Annotated in this window: 18 protein-coding genes; 10 read left to right on the forward strand and 8 right to left on the reverse strand. The window is 36.5% G+C overall.

Going from position 1 to position 15,072, the window contains the following annotated elements; translation table 11 throughout:
• Window positions 1-361 precede the first annotated feature (361 nt).
• The gene (locus GLW08_RS00005) at window positions 362-1,402 is read left to right on the forward strand and encodes a hypothetical protein (protein ID WP_237458242.1); all 1,041 of its coding nucleotides are present in this window, start codon (window positions 362-364) and stop codon (window positions 1,400-1,402) included.
• 20 nt (window positions 1,403-1,422) lie between these two features.
• Window positions 1,423-1,776 carry a hypothetical protein gene (locus tag GLW08_RS21715; protein WP_237458243.1) on the forward strand — a complete coding sequence of 118 codons (354 nt, stop codon included), beginning with the start codon at window positions 1,423-1,425 and terminating at the stop codon, window positions 1,774-1,776.
• A 51-nt stretch (window positions 1,777-1,827) separates the two neighbouring features.
• Here GLW08_RS21715 and GLW08_RS00010 read toward each other — a convergent pair whose 3' ends face one another.
• The 4 genes from GLW08_RS00010 to GLW08_RS00025 form a co-directional block, all read right to left on the reverse strand.
• Window positions 1,828-3,483 carry a b(o/a)3-type cytochrome-c oxidase subunit 1 gene (locus GLW08_RS00010; protein ID WP_160846547.1) on the reverse strand — a complete coding sequence of 552 codons (1,656 nt, stop codon included), beginning with the start codon at window positions 3,481-3,483 and terminating at the stop codon, window positions 1,828-1,830.
• Window positions 3,483-3,989 carry a cytochrome B5 gene (locus GLW08_RS00015; protein WP_160846548.1) on the reverse strand — a complete coding sequence of 169 codons (507 nt, stop codon included), beginning with the start codon at window positions 3,987-3,989 and terminating at the stop codon, window positions 3,483-3,485. Before GLW08_RS00015 ends, GLW08_RS00010 begins: the two co-directional genes overlap by 1 nt.
• Before the next feature lie 27 nt (window positions 3,990-4,016).
• The gene (locus tag GLW08_RS00020; RefSeq protein WP_160846549.1) at window positions 4,017-4,169 is read right to left on the reverse strand and encodes a cytochrome c oxidase subunit 2A; all 153 of its coding nucleotides are present in this window, start codon (window positions 4,167-4,169) and stop codon (window positions 4,017-4,019) included.
• A 287-nt stretch (window positions 4,170-4,456) separates the two neighbouring features.
• Window positions 4,457-5,023: a hypothetical protein gene (locus GLW08_RS00025; protein WP_160846550.1), complete on the reverse strand. Its 567-nt coding sequence runs from the start codon at window positions 5,021-5,023 to the stop codon at window positions 4,457-4,459.
• Window positions 5,024-5,146: 123 nt separating this feature from the next.
• On the opposite strand from GLW08_RS00025, the gene GLW08_RS00030 reads away from it, so the two are divergent.
• Window positions 5,147-5,917, forward strand: a complete 771-nt coding sequence (locus GLW08_RS00030; protein WP_160846551.1) for an SDR family NAD(P)-dependent oxidoreductase — start codon at window positions 5,147-5,149, stop codon at window positions 5,915-5,917.
• 571 nt (window positions 5,918-6,488) lie between these two features.
• Here the strand turns inward: GLW08_RS00030 and GLW08_RS00035 are convergent.
• On the reverse strand, window positions 6,489-6,941 hold the full coding sequence (locus GLW08_RS00035; RefSeq protein WP_160846552.1) for a chemotaxis protein CheX: 453 nt from the start codon (window positions 6,939-6,941) through the stop codon (window positions 6,489-6,491).
• 110 nt (window positions 6,942-7,051) lie between these two features.
• On the opposite strand from GLW08_RS00035, the gene GLW08_RS00040 reads away from it, so the two are divergent.
• The 5 genes from GLW08_RS00040 to GLW08_RS00060 all read left to right on the forward strand — a co-directional run bounded on the left by GLW08_RS00040 (window position 7,052) and on the right by GLW08_RS00060 (window position 10,313).
• Entirely contained in the window at window positions 7,052-8,137 is a 1,086-nt protein-coding gene (locus GLW08_RS00040) for a type III polyketide synthase (RefSeq protein ID WP_160846553.1), read from the forward strand.
• A complete protein-coding gene (locus GLW08_RS00045) occupies window positions 8,137-8,649 on the forward strand; it encodes an isoprenylcysteine carboxyl methyltransferase family protein (protein WP_160846554.1) in 513 nt (170 codons plus the stop codon). Before GLW08_RS00040 ends, GLW08_RS00045 begins: the two co-directional genes overlap by 1 nt.
• A gap of 468 nt (window positions 8,650-9,117) precedes the next feature.
• On the forward strand, window positions 9,118-9,735 hold the full coding sequence (locus GLW08_RS00050) for a sulfurtransferase (protein WP_160846555.1): 618 nt from the start codon (window positions 9,118-9,120) through the stop codon (window positions 9,733-9,735).
• Entirely contained in the window at window positions 9,713-9,958 is a 246-nt protein-coding gene (locus GLW08_RS00055; protein WP_160846556.1) for a sulfurtransferase, read from the forward strand. The genes GLW08_RS00050 and GLW08_RS00055 overlap by 23 nt, the downstream gene beginning before the upstream one ends.
• A gap of 55 nt (window positions 9,959-10,013) precedes the next feature.
• Window positions 10,014-10,313: a DUF6123 family protein gene (locus GLW08_RS00060; protein ID WP_160846557.1), complete on the forward strand. Its 300-nt coding sequence runs from the start codon at window positions 10,014-10,016 to the stop codon at window positions 10,311-10,313.
• A gap of 192 nt (window positions 10,314-10,505) precedes the next feature.
• Here GLW08_RS00060 and GLW08_RS00065 read toward each other — a convergent pair whose 3' ends face one another.
• From GLW08_RS00065 to GLW08_RS00075, 3 genes are all read right to left on the reverse strand, one after another.
• Window positions 10,506-10,895 (reverse strand): ribonuclease HI family protein, encoded by a 390-nt coding sequence (locus tag GLW08_RS00065; protein WP_160846558.1) that lies wholly within the window; start codon window positions 10,893-10,895, stop codon window positions 10,506-10,508.
• A gap of 39 nt (window positions 10,896-10,934) precedes the next feature.
• A complete protein-coding gene (locus GLW08_RS00070) occupies window positions 10,935-11,606 on the reverse strand; it encodes a queuosine precursor transporter (protein ID WP_160846559.1) in 672 nt (223 codons plus the stop codon).
• Window positions 11,607-11,810: 204 nt separating this feature from the next.
• A complete protein-coding gene (locus tag GLW08_RS00075) occupies window positions 11,811-12,011 on the reverse strand; it encodes a cold-shock protein (RefSeq protein WP_036823848.1) in 201 nt (66 codons plus the stop codon).
• Between the two features lie 366 nt (window positions 12,012-12,377).
• Between GLW08_RS00075 and GLW08_RS00080 the strand changes: the two genes are divergently transcribed.
• Together GLW08_RS00080 and GLW08_RS00085 are read left to right on the forward strand one after the other, a co-directional pair.
• Window positions 12,378-14,048, forward strand: a complete 1,671-nt coding sequence (locus tag GLW08_RS00080) for a formate--tetrahydrofolate ligase (RefSeq protein ID WP_160846560.1) — start codon at window positions 12,378-12,380, stop codon at window positions 14,046-14,048.
• A 155-nt stretch (window positions 14,049-14,203) separates the two neighbouring features.
• Window positions 14,204-15,064: a DUF72 domain-containing protein gene (locus tag GLW08_RS00085; protein WP_160846561.1), complete on the forward strand. Its 861-nt coding sequence runs from the start codon at window positions 14,204-14,206 to the stop codon at window positions 15,062-15,064.
• Window positions 15,065-15,072: the final 8 nt, after the last annotated feature.

Consider the following 15,072-nt stretch of genomic DNA (forward strand, 5'->3'; position numbering starts at 1 on the left):
TTGGTCCAACGAGGAGTTTAAAGTTATTATGAGGGGTTGGCAAGTGACTTTTTTAATTTATGCCGGCCCCCGCGGGGGCCGGCATAAATTAAATGCCAATCCTTACATTATTAGAATGCCATAAACAGCGTAAGGCCTCTGTCTGCTCCAAAGGCTTGCCACTCGGCAAGTTTTCTTTAGATGTATATGATTGTGTTTATCGTTTTTTTAATTGCTATCGCTCTATTTTTGTTTTTCCCAAACGAATAATATCTAGCCACAGTCCTTAAGTGTTAGGATTGTGGCTTTTTTACGTTCTGGTGTAAACTATAAGACACGTTGTTATTTTAGTGAAAGGTAGTAAAGAGAGGAGGGAGTATTGGTGGATAAAGATTTGAATCGTGTATTTTCAATGCTTATATGTATATATGCAGTTAGTCACTTTATTTTGTACTTTACCAGGAGTGAGGTTTTCTCTATTGTTTTATCTATTATTGGAGTATGTGCATTCCTCCTATCTTTTTTCTTTTTGCGAATACAAAAAGCATCTATATCACTTTTCTTAGCTACTATTGCTGTATTACTTCATCTAATATCAGGCACATCCCTTATTGAAGGTGTTTTATCAGGGTTTAGAGTGATGAGTGGACTTATCTCATTGTTAATCATTGTACCAATGATAAGTTGGGTATTACGAGAAGAGTCTTATATTGAATCAGTTATCCATTTTGCCCAAAGTGTACTTAATACTAGTCGAAGATTTTATTTTGGGATGATGATAATCACTCAGTTAATTTCATTTTTCTTGTTATTTGGTGCTATTCCCATGATATATCAAATGGTTAATGACTTTCTACATAATCAAAAGGGTGAGGCATGGGAAAATTATAAAAGTACAGCTATCTTAAGAGGGTTTGCTCTTACAACGATGTGGGTAGTAAGTATTCCTAGCTTTCTCTTTGCTGTTGATCATCTAGGTGCTTCCTTACCTTTATCGATTGTACAGGGAGCATTGTTATCATTAGTAGGGATAGTGTTATCGACTATGTTTTCGTATTTTCAGGAACAGAAATATGGTATCCCAATAACCTCTGGGATACAGGAGGAGCTTAAACGGATTGGAAACAGTTCCAATAATCAATTTAAGGATAAACGTTATGTGTATGAATTTGTTATTTTATTCATCTCTTTATTTGGGACTATTTTTCTTTTAAAGGCATTATGGAATGTGAAACTATTATTATTAATACCTATCACCATAATCTTTTGGATTCTTGCATACTTCATAGTCAAAAAACGACCATACAAATTAGGAAGTTATGGTAAGCGTTTTGTTCAAGAGGACATTCCTAAGCAAGCACAACAGTATTCTATACTTCTTGCTGCAGGTTTTCTTGTCGATTCAGTAAAAAGTCTGGAGTAGGTTCCTATATTGTAGATGGGATGTTTTATGTTGCAGATGCAGTACCATTCATAAACTTCCTTTGGATTCTTCCTCTAATCGTAGTGTTGTTGGGTTTTATTGGACTAGGACCACTAACCGTCATTGTATTAGTATCTGGGATTTTAGAAGGTGTTCCGCTTCCTTACCCGCCAGAAGTGATTGTAATTGGTATTACATCAGGGAGTGTGATTTCCATTATGCTCTCACCACTGATTTTGCCAGTTATTGTACTTAGTACAACCAATGAGCTTGGAACTATTAAGAATGGATTTCAGTTTAACGTCGTCTATGCCATTACATTTTATTTTGTGGTACAACTTTATATTCAGGTGGTTGTTCATGCATTCTTTTAAACTCAAAAAAGAGAAGTCTCGTAAAAAAGACTTCTCTGTTGTATTATTTTATTAACTATTTCCGATAGGCCATTGAAATGGAGGTGCTCCTGGAGGAGAGTTTTGGATAATATCAATAAATGGAATCGTATAAGCAAATGCAATCAATACCACTGCGATTCCAATCCAAAGGCGCCAGTTTTCAAAAATGGTAGGTGTAGTATCTGCATTAAGCTCTTCTTCCGCTATAGGAAATTCTTCTATCCCTTTTGGTGCTGAGAATGTCATATAGAAAAAGGTGTACATCATAAGCAGAATACCAATGAATAAGATGGAACCTCCTATGGCTTGGGCATATTGGTAACCAATCCACTCAACTGCCTGTTCACTTCCGTTATACTCAGAGAATGATGAGCGACGTGGTGCACCAAGTAACCCAGCTATGTGCATAGATCCAGACATAATAAACATCCCTAAAGACCATACAATTGTCTGCATAATACCTAGACGATTTGTTTTAGCATCTAGTTTTCTACCTGTTAATACAGGAATTAGCCAATAGGAAATACCAAAGAATGTAAGTATTACTGTTGTTGCCAGTGTAAGGTGGAAGTGTCCAGTTACCCAAATGGTGTTATGAACAACAAGGTTCAGTTGGTTTGAGGCATTTACCAAGCCACCTGCTCCTGCAGGGATGAAAGCAATCATACCAATCATTGGTGCTAAGAAACGGACATCTTTCCATGGCAAGGCTTTAAACCATCCAAATAAGCTTCTTTCACCTTTAGCACGACCAGCAGATTCAAATACAGCAAACATTGAAAATGCGGTTAATAACGAAGGTATCGCAACTGCAAATGTTAGAACAACTTGAATGTATTTCCAGAACGGATCAATACCAGGCTCTAGGAGTTGGTGGTGAAACCCTACCGGTATTGAAAATAATAAGAATAATATAAATGCTAGACGTGCTAGCCCGTCACTAAAGATTTTTCCACCAATAATTTTAGGTATGATACCATACCAGGCCATATATGCAGGTAGTAACCAGAAATAAACAAGAGGGTGGCCAAAATACCAAAACAAGGTGCGACTTACTAATATATTAATCTCATCTACTAAACCTAGTGACCATGGAATGAATTGTATTAATACGGTAGCTGCCACACCAAGTGTAGCAATAAACCATATTGCCATATTGATAACAACCATAAACGCAAGAAGTGGTGACTTTTCTCTGGGATTCTGCTTTTTCCATTTAAATAGTTGATGGAAATTAACAAAGCAAGCGACCCATGAACCTACAACAACGAAAGTTAACCCAAAATAAAAGATTGGATGTGCAGCTAAAGGAGCATAAAATGTATAGAGTACACTAGCTTTACCTAGAAGAATCATGATAGCAGTAGCTGTGGTACCAAGTAACATAATCCAAAATGCGATCCAACCCCATTTTCGTTGACCATCACTCATTCCGACAGTTTTACTCATTAGAGCAAATTGAAAGCCTATGATAAAAAACGTTGTAAGGACTAATGCAAGAATGACACCGTGTACAGTTAGTATTTGATAGTAATCAATGCCAAATGGTAAAGTGATTTTTCCTGTTCGGACGAATGTTTGTAGTAGACCCATTAATCCCCCAATTAAAAGTGAGATAAACGCAACCCACATATGAGCCATTGTTAAAGAAGCATCTTTTTTTGGTAATGCTGATTTAATATCCATTATTCTTCATACACCTCCACACTTGCTGTCATAAAGTGATGCCCAGTGCCACAATATTCATTACAGACAAGCGTATATGTTCCTGGATTATCTAACGTCACTTCAACTGTATTGATATATCCTGGCTCTAACATCATGTTGGCATTAGTGCCTGCTAATTCGAATCCATGAATAACATCCTTGGTGGTCCCTTGGAATAACACTTTTGATCCAACTGGAATTCGAATGTTTTTAACCGGTGCGCCATCTTCATCTGTTCCAAAATCATAATTAAAAGCTGACGCCACCACATTAACTACATAGGATTTATCATCCATTTCTTGTAATCCTAAATTTTCTTGCTTGAATGATTCATGAGCCTCTACATTCGTAGGGTCTATTGTTGTAAGACAACTTGGAGGTTGAGTACCCTGTAAAAAAGCCCCTACTCCTAACACAATTAAGAATGCTAGTAATGATCCCCCGCCAATAAACATCCATATTTTTTCGTACTTATGCAAGTGCATAAATAATCCTCTCCTTCTTACTACAAATTAACGATTTAAAAATAACCCCCAGACCCCAAGCCATGTCGCTACTAAACATGCACCGACAATAAGAACGGCAATAAACGTACCTTTAAGATAGGGTGCTTCTTCAGTTGTTTGGGTCTTTGTTTCCTCATTTTGTAATGGTGTATTAGTCATGTTGACCCACACTCCTTTCATTAGAAATTTCCTGTTTTTTGTTTACATGTTAATCATACACCAAAATTCTAGTCTAAATATGTCAAGGAGTTACATTTCACAAACTTTTCAAATTTAGCCAAAAATGGCTTTATATCAATGATTGAATCCATATAAATCTTGTGAAATAGTGAAATTTTTATGACAAATGGTTGTAATGTCTGGGGAATACGGAGAGAGATAACCGTTGTGGAGACGTAAAAAACCTGTTGCCTAAATGGCAACAGGTTAGGAGAATTTTCTTATACTTATTGAAGTTCTTTTTTCATGTTAGGAGCTAATAGGTCAGCATTCTCATAGATTGAAGCTAATTTATCTTCGAATGAAGTGAATAAATCATCTGCTTTAGAGAAATCAGTCTGAAGTGGTTTATCTAGCGTTGATTTTACTTCTTCAAAATAAGCGTTAAGATCATCAAGAGATGCTTGTAAGCTATTCTTTGTATCTTCGGAAAGCTTACCTTTAATCTCAAAAGAATTTAAAGCTTCTTGAGCGGTAGAGGCAGCTTTCTTTGCTTCCTCTGTACTATCTTTTATTGTTTGCTCTAATTGCTTCTTTTCTTCATCTGTTTCTACTTTATCAAGCTTAGAAATATCGACACGAAGGGCTTCGATTTTTGCATTATGCTCACGAATATCTTTTGCCAATGCTAATTGACTATCAAGTAAAGTGGATTGGATTGTTTCTTTACTTATTTGCTGAGTTGCTTCTGTTTTCTCTTCTGTTTCAGCATTTTTAGTCTCTTCTTGCGTTTGACCACAAGCTGTAGTTACTAAAATAGTTGATAAACCTAATGTAAGTAGTATCTTTTTCATTCAAATGATCCCCCTTATTCTTTCCATCATTATGTAGTTTATAGAGATATAGTTAGAATGTAAACATAGTTTGGAGATGTTATAATAAAGGGAAAATTCAGATATATCGAGGAGGAGATGTAAATGTATTTACCATCATTTTCATTACATAATAAACTTGCTGCTATTACAGGTGCTACAAAAGGGATTGGATATGCAATAACCATGGCATATGCAGAGGCAGGAGCGGATGTTATTGTCATATCAAGAACAGAAGATGACGTACATAAAGTTGTAAAAGAAGTTGAGCAATACGGTCAAAAAGGATACCCTATTGTAGCTGACGTGAAAGATTATAAATCTATTATTTCTCAGATAGAGTCCACTTTACCTGGGGATGAAACGATAGATGTTTGGGTAAACAACGCAGGTATGAACATTAGGAGTAATGCTTTTGAAGTAACGGATGAAGAGTGGGACCAGATCATTCAGACCAATATGAAAAGTGCTTTTTTTCTTAGTCAATATGCAGCGAGACAAATGAAAGAGAAACAAGAAGGAAAGATAATCAATATTTCTTCTGTAGCTGGTCATGTGGCTCTGCGAACCGGAGTAGTATATGGCATGACAAAAAGTGCCCTTATTCAAATGACGAAAACGCTAGCTCTAGAGTGGGGAGAATACAATATACATGTGAATGCTATTGGTCCATGGTATTTTCCTACTGCTTTAACGGAGAAGTTATTAGAAAATGAAGAGTATGTAGATGAAATTAAGAGCCGAACGCCTCTAAGACGAGTAGGAGAGCTAAAAGAATTAGCTGGGTCAGCAGTATTTCTTGCTTCTGACGCAAGTAACTACATGACAGGTCAAACATTATTTGTCGATGGCGGTATGACCATTTATGGTTTTTAAATAATCAGCATTTTGTTATAGGATAAACAAATTAACTACTTACTTTGAGAAATGGATTATTATGTTTAATAGCTCATAAATAGCCTAATAAACATCATATAGCTTATTCAAGTAGTGAGGCATAATTTTGAAGGCTTGAAGTCAAGATAGTTTGGGTGAGTGGGGTCTTTCCGTTGTGTTAAGTGGGAGAAAAGATGGGCCGGGAAATAGCTCGCTTTCCTGCGGCACTACACGACGTAGGTAGTTCGACGTTGTCATACGATGTGACAATCTTAGTCGAACTTCCAGTGATATCATTCGTCTCCTCAGGCAAAAACGTGCCCCTGAGGGCGATTCTCCACGAAGGTACCTTGCCAGCTCGCCGGCAGGACGCGAGTTGTTCCCTGGCCACCTGTAGTTTAACTAAGGCAACGGAAACATTTCTCTTACCCAGAATAACTGGAACTCAAGTTTTCGAGATAATGGGCAATCACATGGAATAAGAGATATCATTCAATAACAACAATATCATGATTTTTCAACTGCATTATAAGAATTCAAAAAAGCATAGAATCTCATGATTCTATGCTTTTTAGTCTTCTATTAGGAGTGTCATTTGTAACGATTGTTGGTTTTCTAATGAAACAGAAACACATAATGATCTTCTATTTTCTGGTAACAAACTTAATTGATTCATTAATGTCGGAGGAGTGATGTCGATTTCTACATTTCTCTGAGATACGATAGTGGCTAATTGACCAACTATCATATTAGCGAGTTCTCCTGTGAAAGATTCGAGCATTTCACCTTCAAGAGGCATTCCAAACATTCGTTCACCAATCAAACCTACACTTTCTTTTGATCCTTCGATTACTAACCGCCCCTGAATATCTCCATTAACTCCAATGAGTACCCCTAAGTCAGTATCTAGGAGAGGCTTCTTTTGAAAGGAGGGTTTCTCGATTTCAACATCAAAAGGTATGACGGTTTTCACTGATTCTATTGTACCATTTAGTATCTCTTTCACTGATTGATTCGATGCCAAAGAACCCCCGCCTTATGCCTATATTGACCTAATCATACCATAGTTTCTAATGTAACTGCTCATAAAATTATTTTTTTTACAAAAGCTATATAAAAAATAAGGAGGATTTTATGGCATATATTACTTCAGTAGGTTATAGCTTACCAACAAATGAGCTTAGTCAAAAAGATATAAAAGATTTTGTGAAGCATATATTCCCTAGAAACGAAAGAGATGTAACGAGATTACTTCCTGTATTTGAGAATGCTTCAGTAGAGAAGCGACAATTCGTAATGCCCTTAGAATGGTTCGCAAAGAATCATTCGTTTAAAGAACGTAACGATATTTATGAAGAACAAGCTTTAATTCACTCACTTCAAGCTACTGACAACTGTTTACAAAACAAAGAAATGTTTGATGAGACAATTCCATATGAAGCTGTTGATATGATTATTTATGTTTCTAGTACTGGAATCTCAACACCTACAATTGATGCTCGTATGATAAATGAACGTGATTTTCGTGATGATGTGAAACGAATGCCTCTATGGGGACTTGGGTGTGCTGGTGGAAGTGCCGGCCTTGCTCGGGCAATGGAGTTTGTGCATACATATCCCCAAAAAAATGCACTTGTGGTATGTGTTGAATTATGTAGCTTAACATTCCAAAAAAATGACCATCGAAAGAGTAATTTTATAGGAGCTGCATTGTTTGGTGATGGCATTTCGGCAGCTTTGGTAATGGGAGAAAAATCTCCATACGTTCAATCCATAAGGAAACCAGTTCCTAAAATGATTGAATCTAGTTCAAAGTTACTAAAGGATGCTCTAGATGTAATGGGGTGGAACATGAATGAAGAGGGATTACAGGTCATCTTTGCTCGGAGTATCCCTACGCTAGTAGAAACATTTTGGAAATCTCACGTTGAGCAGTTCGTAGAACAAATGTCTTTATCAAAAGAAGATTTTCCTTTCTTTGTAGCGCACCCAGGAGGTAAGAAAGTGTTAGAAGCATATCAAGGTGTTCTGAATTGTGACGCATCTAAATTCAGACATTCGTATGATGTGTTAAAAGAACATGGGAACATGTCATCAGCAACTGTGTTGCATGTATTAAAGAGATGGATGGAAGAAGGTCAAGTCTCTAATGTGAAAAGTTTATTAGCTGCGTTAGGCCCTGGTTTTAGTTCTGAATTAATTAGTTTGGAGTGGTCGTAATGAATCTATTTTATATATTGTTTTTCTTTATTATCATCCAAAGAATTATCGAAGTTATGGTAGCAAAACGCAATGAGAAATGGATGAAACAGCAAGGAGGTATTGAAGTAGGAGAAGATCATTATAAATGGATTGTTCTTGTTCATATTCTTTTCTTCTTATCCATTGCGTTAGAAGCATATAACGAATCATTTGAACTTACCATGTGGAAGGGCTTTTTATTTGGAGTCTTTTTAGTAACACAAGGTTTTCGCATTTGGTGTCTTACATCACTGGGTAGATATTGGAACACAAAAATCATTGTACTACCGGGTGCAAATCTTATTGCGAAAGGACCATATCGATATTTTAAACATCCTAACTATTTAGTGGTGGGTGTAGAATTTATTGTGATCCCATTGTTATTAAATGCTTATTTTACAGCGGTGTTATTTCCAATCTTTCATGTGTTGTTAATGAAAATTCGTATTCCTCATGAAGAAAAAGCATTAACGGAAGCCTATAAGTCATAGTATGAATTGAGAATATTTATCATTCTCATTGCAAATACAATAAAATTTTGGTACACTTCAAGTAGAGATTGAAAATCATTATCAACCATGATGTAGAAATGAGGGGCTGGAATGGTTTTATTTATAGTACTTACTGTTTGTATTTATTCAGTAATAATGGTCGGTCTGTTAACGAAATTAAAGGATAAGCGCGCATTGCAACTTGTAGAATTAATAAAAGGTAGCAATTCATCTACTAAAGAACAAAATATACAACATTATGAAAAACTTGTATCTGCCAGGTAAATGACCTGGCATTTTTTTATTTGTTCTCTCTAAAGTGCAGAAACCAACACATGAAAATGTAATTCTCTTAGATTTTATATTGATTCGAGATTCATATATAAATGGATTGAACATTTGTTAAATTTACACGTATAATATTCTTTAGAAAAGTTTCAATTTTGTTATAAGAAATGGAGGGGAAATATGGGAAGTATTTTGTCAGTAGAGCAGGTGAGAAAATTACAAGAAACAAAAGAAGTTCAATTTGTCGACTGTCGCTTCAACTTACAAGAACCTTTAGAAGGACGTGAGCAATTTAAAGAAGCTCACTTACCAGGTGCGATTTATTTTGATTTAGAAAATGATCTAAGTAAGGAAGCAGATAGTATCGGTGGAAGGCATCCATTTCCTGATAAGGAAGTATTTGTACATAAGTTAGAGCAATACGGAATTACAAGAGAAACCACACTAATCGCATATGACAATCCAAAAAGCCCTATAGCATCCAGGTTTTTTTGGTTAATGAAAGTGTTAGGCCATAAGGAAGTGTATATATTAGATGGTGGCTTTCGAGCATGGGAGTCAATGGGATACCCAACAACGAATAAGTTGCCTAAACAAGAAGCTTCTTCCTATGAGGTAGACCTCCAACATGATTGGGTAGCTACTCAAGAGGAGGTCCGTTCAAGTATAGAGAATCTTGATGTCGCAATTGTGGATGCCAGAAATTTTGAACGATATGCAGGTTGGAAAGAGCCAATAGATAAGAAAACGGGACATATTCCTTCTGCAGCCAATTATGAATGGACAAAAGTTTTTTAATACCCAAGGACTTTGGAAAGGTAAGCGAGAACTTCAAGACTTATTTTCCCCTTTAAATGAAATGGAATCGTTTATTGTATATTGTGGTTCTGGAGTAACGGCAGCCCCTTTAGCTGTGTCCTTAAGGGAGGCAAATTTTCCTGAAGTGAAGTTATATGTAGGTAGCTGGAGTGATTGGATTAGTAATGATCGCAACCCAGTCCATGTTATCCCAGATGCATAAATTAGATAATTAGGTACGAATCACTATATTTATACGACTAAAGGATGTTCTTAATTTGGCCCATTTTGAAAAACTAGGGAACTTTATAGAGGATTTATGGACCAAAGGATTTAAATTATCAGATCGAGATGTTCATTTTATTTATTTCGGTAAAAATTATGCTAACGCAGAAGAATGGCTAGTAATCTTTGCAGTTAGAGCAACAATTCAACTCCAATTTAAGTTTGATGAGAGCTTTTATATCGCCGTTTTGGAATACCTCTCGCAAAATAAACCAACCACGTTGCGAGAAGCATGGAAACTACTAGAAAAAAGAGGATTATCTAAACAAAAAGACCCTAGAACATGGGAATGAGTGTTCTGGGGTCTTTTTATATAGTCTACCAGGAATTTATAAAAATCATTGCATGTGTCCGTGTTTCCTTTATCTTATTGCGGGTTCAGGGGAAGTTCGATTAAAATCGCTGCTTCACGCAGCAACATCGAAACATACTACGACGTGTAGGGCGCAGCATATACGTTGCTATCTGGACGTTTGCACTTTTCTTTATTGTTTGTGGATTGCCTGTCTAGCTAATTCATCTGCTCGCTTATTTTGTTTATTAGGAATCCATTTTACAAAGAAATAGGGGAAAAGTTCTCCTAATTTCTCTACTTCCGATAGTAAGGGTTGATACTTTGTTTGCTTTGTAAACGATTTTTCAATAGAATCAACTACTAATCTTGAATCAGATCGAATGCTTATGATTTCATCTGGAAATGTATCCTTACAAATAATAAGAGCTTTTATTACTGCCATAAATTCAGCTTCGTGGTTAGACATGTTGCCAAGATAAATAGAGTAGTCTAAATGATTCCCAGATTGCTTTATATAAATTCCAGCACCACTAGGACCTGGATCACCTTGAGAAGCACCGTCTACATATACCTCGAGCATATCCTACATCCTTTCTACGACTCCAGTGATAATGATGCGTTACCGATGAAATTTTTTGGCAATATATAAAAATGGAGTATCCAAAGCAGCAACAATAAATTTAATAAAGTACGTCGTAATAAATATTTCGAACCACACTGTGGGAGGAAATTTCCCATAAAAAGCGATTGAGCAAAAAACGAATGAATCTAAAAGTTGACTAAACATGGTACTTCCGTTGTTACGAACCCATAGCCATTTATCATCAGGAAGAGCAGCTTTTAGTTTTGCATAAATCCACACATCAAAATATTGACTCACAAGGTACGCCAGTAAACTACCTATAGCAACTCTAGGAAGAAAGGAGAAAAGTGTAGTGAGTGCTTCATGAGCAAAGTCATCAGGACCTGGTGTGAATTGTAGAGCAATTTGCATCATTATTGTCATGCTTATTAAGGTGAAGAACCCTAACCAGACAGCTTGCTTTGCATCCTTTTTTCCATATTTCTCATTAAGGATATCCGTAGCTAAAAAAGCTGTCCCGTATATAATGTTTCCTAACGTTGCAGTTAAACCAAACATTTCAATCGTTTTAGCAACTTGTATATTGGCTACAACTGTAGACATTCCAATCCAGACAAACAGTCCTTGTTTACCGAAAATACGGTAAATAATTGTAACCATCGTGAAGTTTACAAGCGCAAATAGTATCCAAAGTACTTCATTTATCATTTTATCGACCTCCATAGTTTTGATAACGCAGGAAGTTGCGAACTGCGATGCTTTTGCACAACGATAAAAAATTATACTTGTTTTTTGTTTGTTTTGCAAACAAGGGTATAAAAAGATGGACTACAATCTTTAATCTAATAGCAGTAGAACAGAAAAAAGCGGTAATCCATTAAGGATTACCGCTTAGTTTATATAGACAATGGTTTAGTTTTTAACAACGTTCGCAGCTTGTGGGCCGCGGTCGCCTTCTACAATTTCGAAAGTTACGCTTTGACCTTCTTCAAGTGTCTTGAAACCTTCTTCTTGAATTGCAGAGAAGTGTACGAATACATCGTTTCCACCTTCTACTTGAATGAAGCCATAACCTTTTTCAGCGTTGAACCATTTTACTGTACCGTTTTGCATTTTCAAAAATCCTCCTAAAAACTTTCACGTGAAACGTGTTATTACAAAGAAAGGAGTCATAAAAAAAGATAACCCCTAAAGAAATGCAGGAACATAAAATCCCGAACTTCTATAGAAGTTACCATGTCTTTCATGAATCCAAACATCTTCTTTGCTTATCTATAATATATCTTAAAATAGTAATATCGTCAACATCAGGTCGTAAGTTTGTTTTGAGAATGGGTCTATATAGCCTGTGAGAGAAGGTGAATAAAAAATATTCACAACTTCTTACAATCTTTTTGCACATTTCTTAAATGCAATGACTAAAAAATACAGCTAAGATTCGATACAATAAGAGTAGCTCGATGAGAGGAAGGGATTTTATTGAAATCAGATATTGAAATAGCACAAAATGCTTCGATTAAACCTATTCATGAGATTGCCGAACAACTTAAGTTAACAACAAAAGATTGGGAGCCATATGGTCATTATAAAGCTAAGTTATCACATACGCTTTTAGACCAACTCTTCGAAAGACCAAATGGGAAGGTTGTTTTAGTCACAGCAATAACCCCTACGCCTGCTGGTGAAGGAAAATCTACCGTAACAGTTGGTCTAGGTCAGGCTTTGAATCAGTTAGATAAACAAACAATCGTTGCTCTCAGAGAACCTTCACTTGGTCCTACGATGGGATTGAAAGGAGGAGCAGCTGGAGGAGGTTACTCACAAGTAATTCCTATGGAGGATATAAATCTTCATTTCACTGGGGATATTCATGCCATCACGACAGCCAACAATGCATTATCAGCCTTTATTGACAACCATATTCACCAAGGGAACGTATTAAATATTGATCCAAGAAGGGTTGGTTGGAAGCGTGTACTGGATATTAATGACCGTGCTTTGAGGGAAGTAGTAGTCGGATTGGGAGGACCTGCAAAAGGTGTCCCACGTGAAGATGGTTTCTCTATAACAGTGGCTTCAGAAATTATGGCAATTCTTTGTCTTGCTAATAGTTTGCATGACCTAAAAAAAAGATTGAGCAGAATTGTTTTTGGCTATACATACGATCAGCAGCCAGTTACTGTTCGACAATTAGGAATGGAAGGTGCTCTAACACTTTTATTAAAAGATGCGATAAAACCAAACCTTGTCCAAACATTAGAGAATACGCCAGCTATTATTCATGGGGGGCCTTTTGCCAATATTGCCCACGGCTGTAATAGTGTAATGGCTACAAATATCGCAGCAAAATTAGGTGACTACGTTGTCACAGAAGCTGGATTTGGGGCCGACTTAGGTGCAGAGAAATTCTTAGATATCAAAACTCAAGCAGGTGGGGTTGAGCCAGATACCGTGGTTATAGTAGCTACAATTCGAGCGTTAAAGATGCATGGAGGCATATCCAAACAAGCGTTAGAACAAGAAGATGTTGTAGCGGTACAAAATGGTATGAAAAACTTACAGAAACATATGGAAACGATTAGAAGCTTTGGAATACCATTTGTGATTGCTCTAAATCGATTCCCAAAAGATACGGAAGCAGAGTTACAAGTTGTGGAAAAGTGGTGTGAGGAAGTTGATGCTCCGTTCGCTCTTACTGAAGTTCACGCTTTTGGAGGTCAAGGGGGGATCGAGTTAGCAAAGAAAGTAATACAGACGGTTGAAATGGATGGAAAGAATTTTAAAAGAATGTATAAAAAAGAAGATTCCATTGAAGAAAAGATACATGCTATTGCTACGAAGGTTTATGGAGCTGAAAAAGTCGAATATAGCTCTAAAGCAAAAAAACAAATAGAACAATACGGTGATTTGGGATGGGGGCAGTTGCCTATTTGTATGGCGAAAACGCAGTATTCTCTATCAGATGACCCTTCACTTATTGGTCGTCCAAAAAACTTTACAATTAACATTCGTGAATTCAGCCCCTCTATTGGAGCGGGGTTTCTAGTAGCTCTAACAGGGAATGTTATGACGATGCCTGGTTTACCAAAATCTCCTGCAGCACTTAAAATGGATGTCGATGATAAAGGGAATGCTTTAGGATTGTTCTAGTAAATTTGAGTAGTATGTATCACGATAAATACAATGACATGTTTTAAACTTGAACGCATGTGATAGGGAATACATATGTGTTTTCAACAATTAGATGATCATGTAATGGGTCTGATTTTTTATATAAAAAGAAGCAATATAAGGAGTCGTTTGTTTTGAGTATTCTGATTGGCGTAACCGGATGGGGGGATCATGCATCTCTTTATCCAGACACCATTGCTCCCCAACATAAACTGTCAGTATATGCTTCCCATTTTCCTGTAGTAGAGGTGGATAGTGCATTTTACGCCATTCAGCCACAAAGAAACTATGAAAAATGGGTGAAAGATACACCAGATAATTTCACTTTTGTTGTAAAGGCATTTCAGAAGATGACAGGACATAGACGAGAAAAGTTGGATAATACAGAAGTTAAAGAAATGTTTAAAGCTTATAGAGAATCTATTCAACCCTTGATTGATGCTAGTAAATTAAATTGTGTGTTATTTCAATTTCCACCATGGTTTGATTTGCGGAAAGAACATGTACAACGATTAAAGGTTATTCGTGAATTGATGGGTGATATCCCCTTAGCTTTGGAATTTCGAAACCGCTCATGGTTCCAAACTCCCTATATAGAACAAACAATTCAATTTATGAAAGATTATAATTGGATTCATAGTATATGTGATGAACCTCAAGCTGGAGAATCTTCCGTACCGACCGTTTTAGAGGCTACTCACTCAGAGAAAACATTGATACGGATGCATGGTCGTAATATACACGGATGGAATAAGAATGGTCGAGAGGACGCAGAATGGCGAAAATATCGATTTCTTTATCGGTATTCAAATGAAGAGTTAGCACAATGGCAAAAAAATATAGAACAGTTGCAGCATCATTCAAAACATATTACCGTCCTCTTTAATAATAATTCAGGTGGAGATGCCTCTGATAATGCTAAGCAACTGATCAACATGCTAGACTTATCTTATGAAGGGTTAAATCCAAGACAGATGGGTTTATTTGACGATTAGGAGGTTGA

The organism is Pontibacillus yanchengensis (assembly GCF_009856295.1).
GTDB classification, from domain to species: Bacteria; Bacillota; Bacilli; order Bacillales; family BH030062; genus Pontibacillus; species Pontibacillus yanchengensis_A.

Excerpts from the sequence above, each read along its gene's own strand:
- GLW08_RS21715 (WP_237458243.1), top strand. The coding sequence starts at position 1,423 with ATGTTTTATGTTGCAGATGCAGTACCATTCATAAACTTCCTTTGGATT.
- GLW08_RS00010 (WP_160846547.1), bottom strand. The coding sequence starts at position 3,483 with ATGGATATTAAATCAGCATTACCAAAAAAAGATGCTTCTTTAACAATG.
- GLW08_RS00015 (WP_160846548.1), bottom strand. The coding sequence starts at position 3,989 with ATGCACTTGCATAAGTACGAAAAAATATGGATGTTTATTGGCGGGGGA.
- GLW08_RS00020 (WP_160846549.1), bottom strand. The coding sequence starts at position 4,169 with ATGACTAATACACCATTACAAAATGAGGAAACAAAGACCCAAACAACT.
- GLW08_RS00025 (WP_160846550.1), bottom strand. The coding sequence starts at position 5,023 with ATGAAAAAGATACTACTTACATTAGGTTTATCAACTATTTTAGTAACT.
- GLW08_RS00030 (WP_160846551.1), top strand. The coding sequence starts at position 5,147 with ATGTATTTACCATCATTTTCATTACATAATAAACTTGCTGCTATTACA.
- GLW08_RS00040 (WP_160846553.1), top strand. The coding sequence starts at position 7,052 with ATGGCATATATTACTTCAGTAGGTTATAGCTTACCAACAAATGAGCTT.
- GLW08_RS00045 (WP_160846554.1), top strand. The coding sequence starts at position 8,137 with ATGAATCTATTTTATATATTGTTTTTCTTTATTATCATCCAAAGAATT.
- GLW08_RS00050 (WP_160846555.1), top strand. The coding sequence starts at position 9,118 with ATGGGAAGTATTTTGTCAGTAGAGCAGGTGAGAAAATTACAAGAAACA.
- GLW08_RS00055 (WP_160846556.1), top strand. The coding sequence starts at position 9,713 with ATGAATGGACAAAAGTTTTTTAATACCCAAGGACTTTGGAAAGGTAAG.
- GLW08_RS00065 (WP_160846558.1), bottom strand. The coding sequence starts at position 10,895 with ATGCTCGAGGTATATGTAGACGGTGCTTCTCAAGGTGATCCAGGTCCT.
- GLW08_RS00070 (WP_160846559.1), bottom strand. The coding sequence starts at position 11,606 with ATGATAAATGAAGTACTTTGGATACTATTTGCGCTTGTAAACTTCACG.
- GLW08_RS00075 (WP_036823848.1), bottom strand. The coding sequence starts at position 12,011 with ATGCAAAACGGTACAGTAAAATGGTTCAACGCTGAAAAAGGTTATGGC.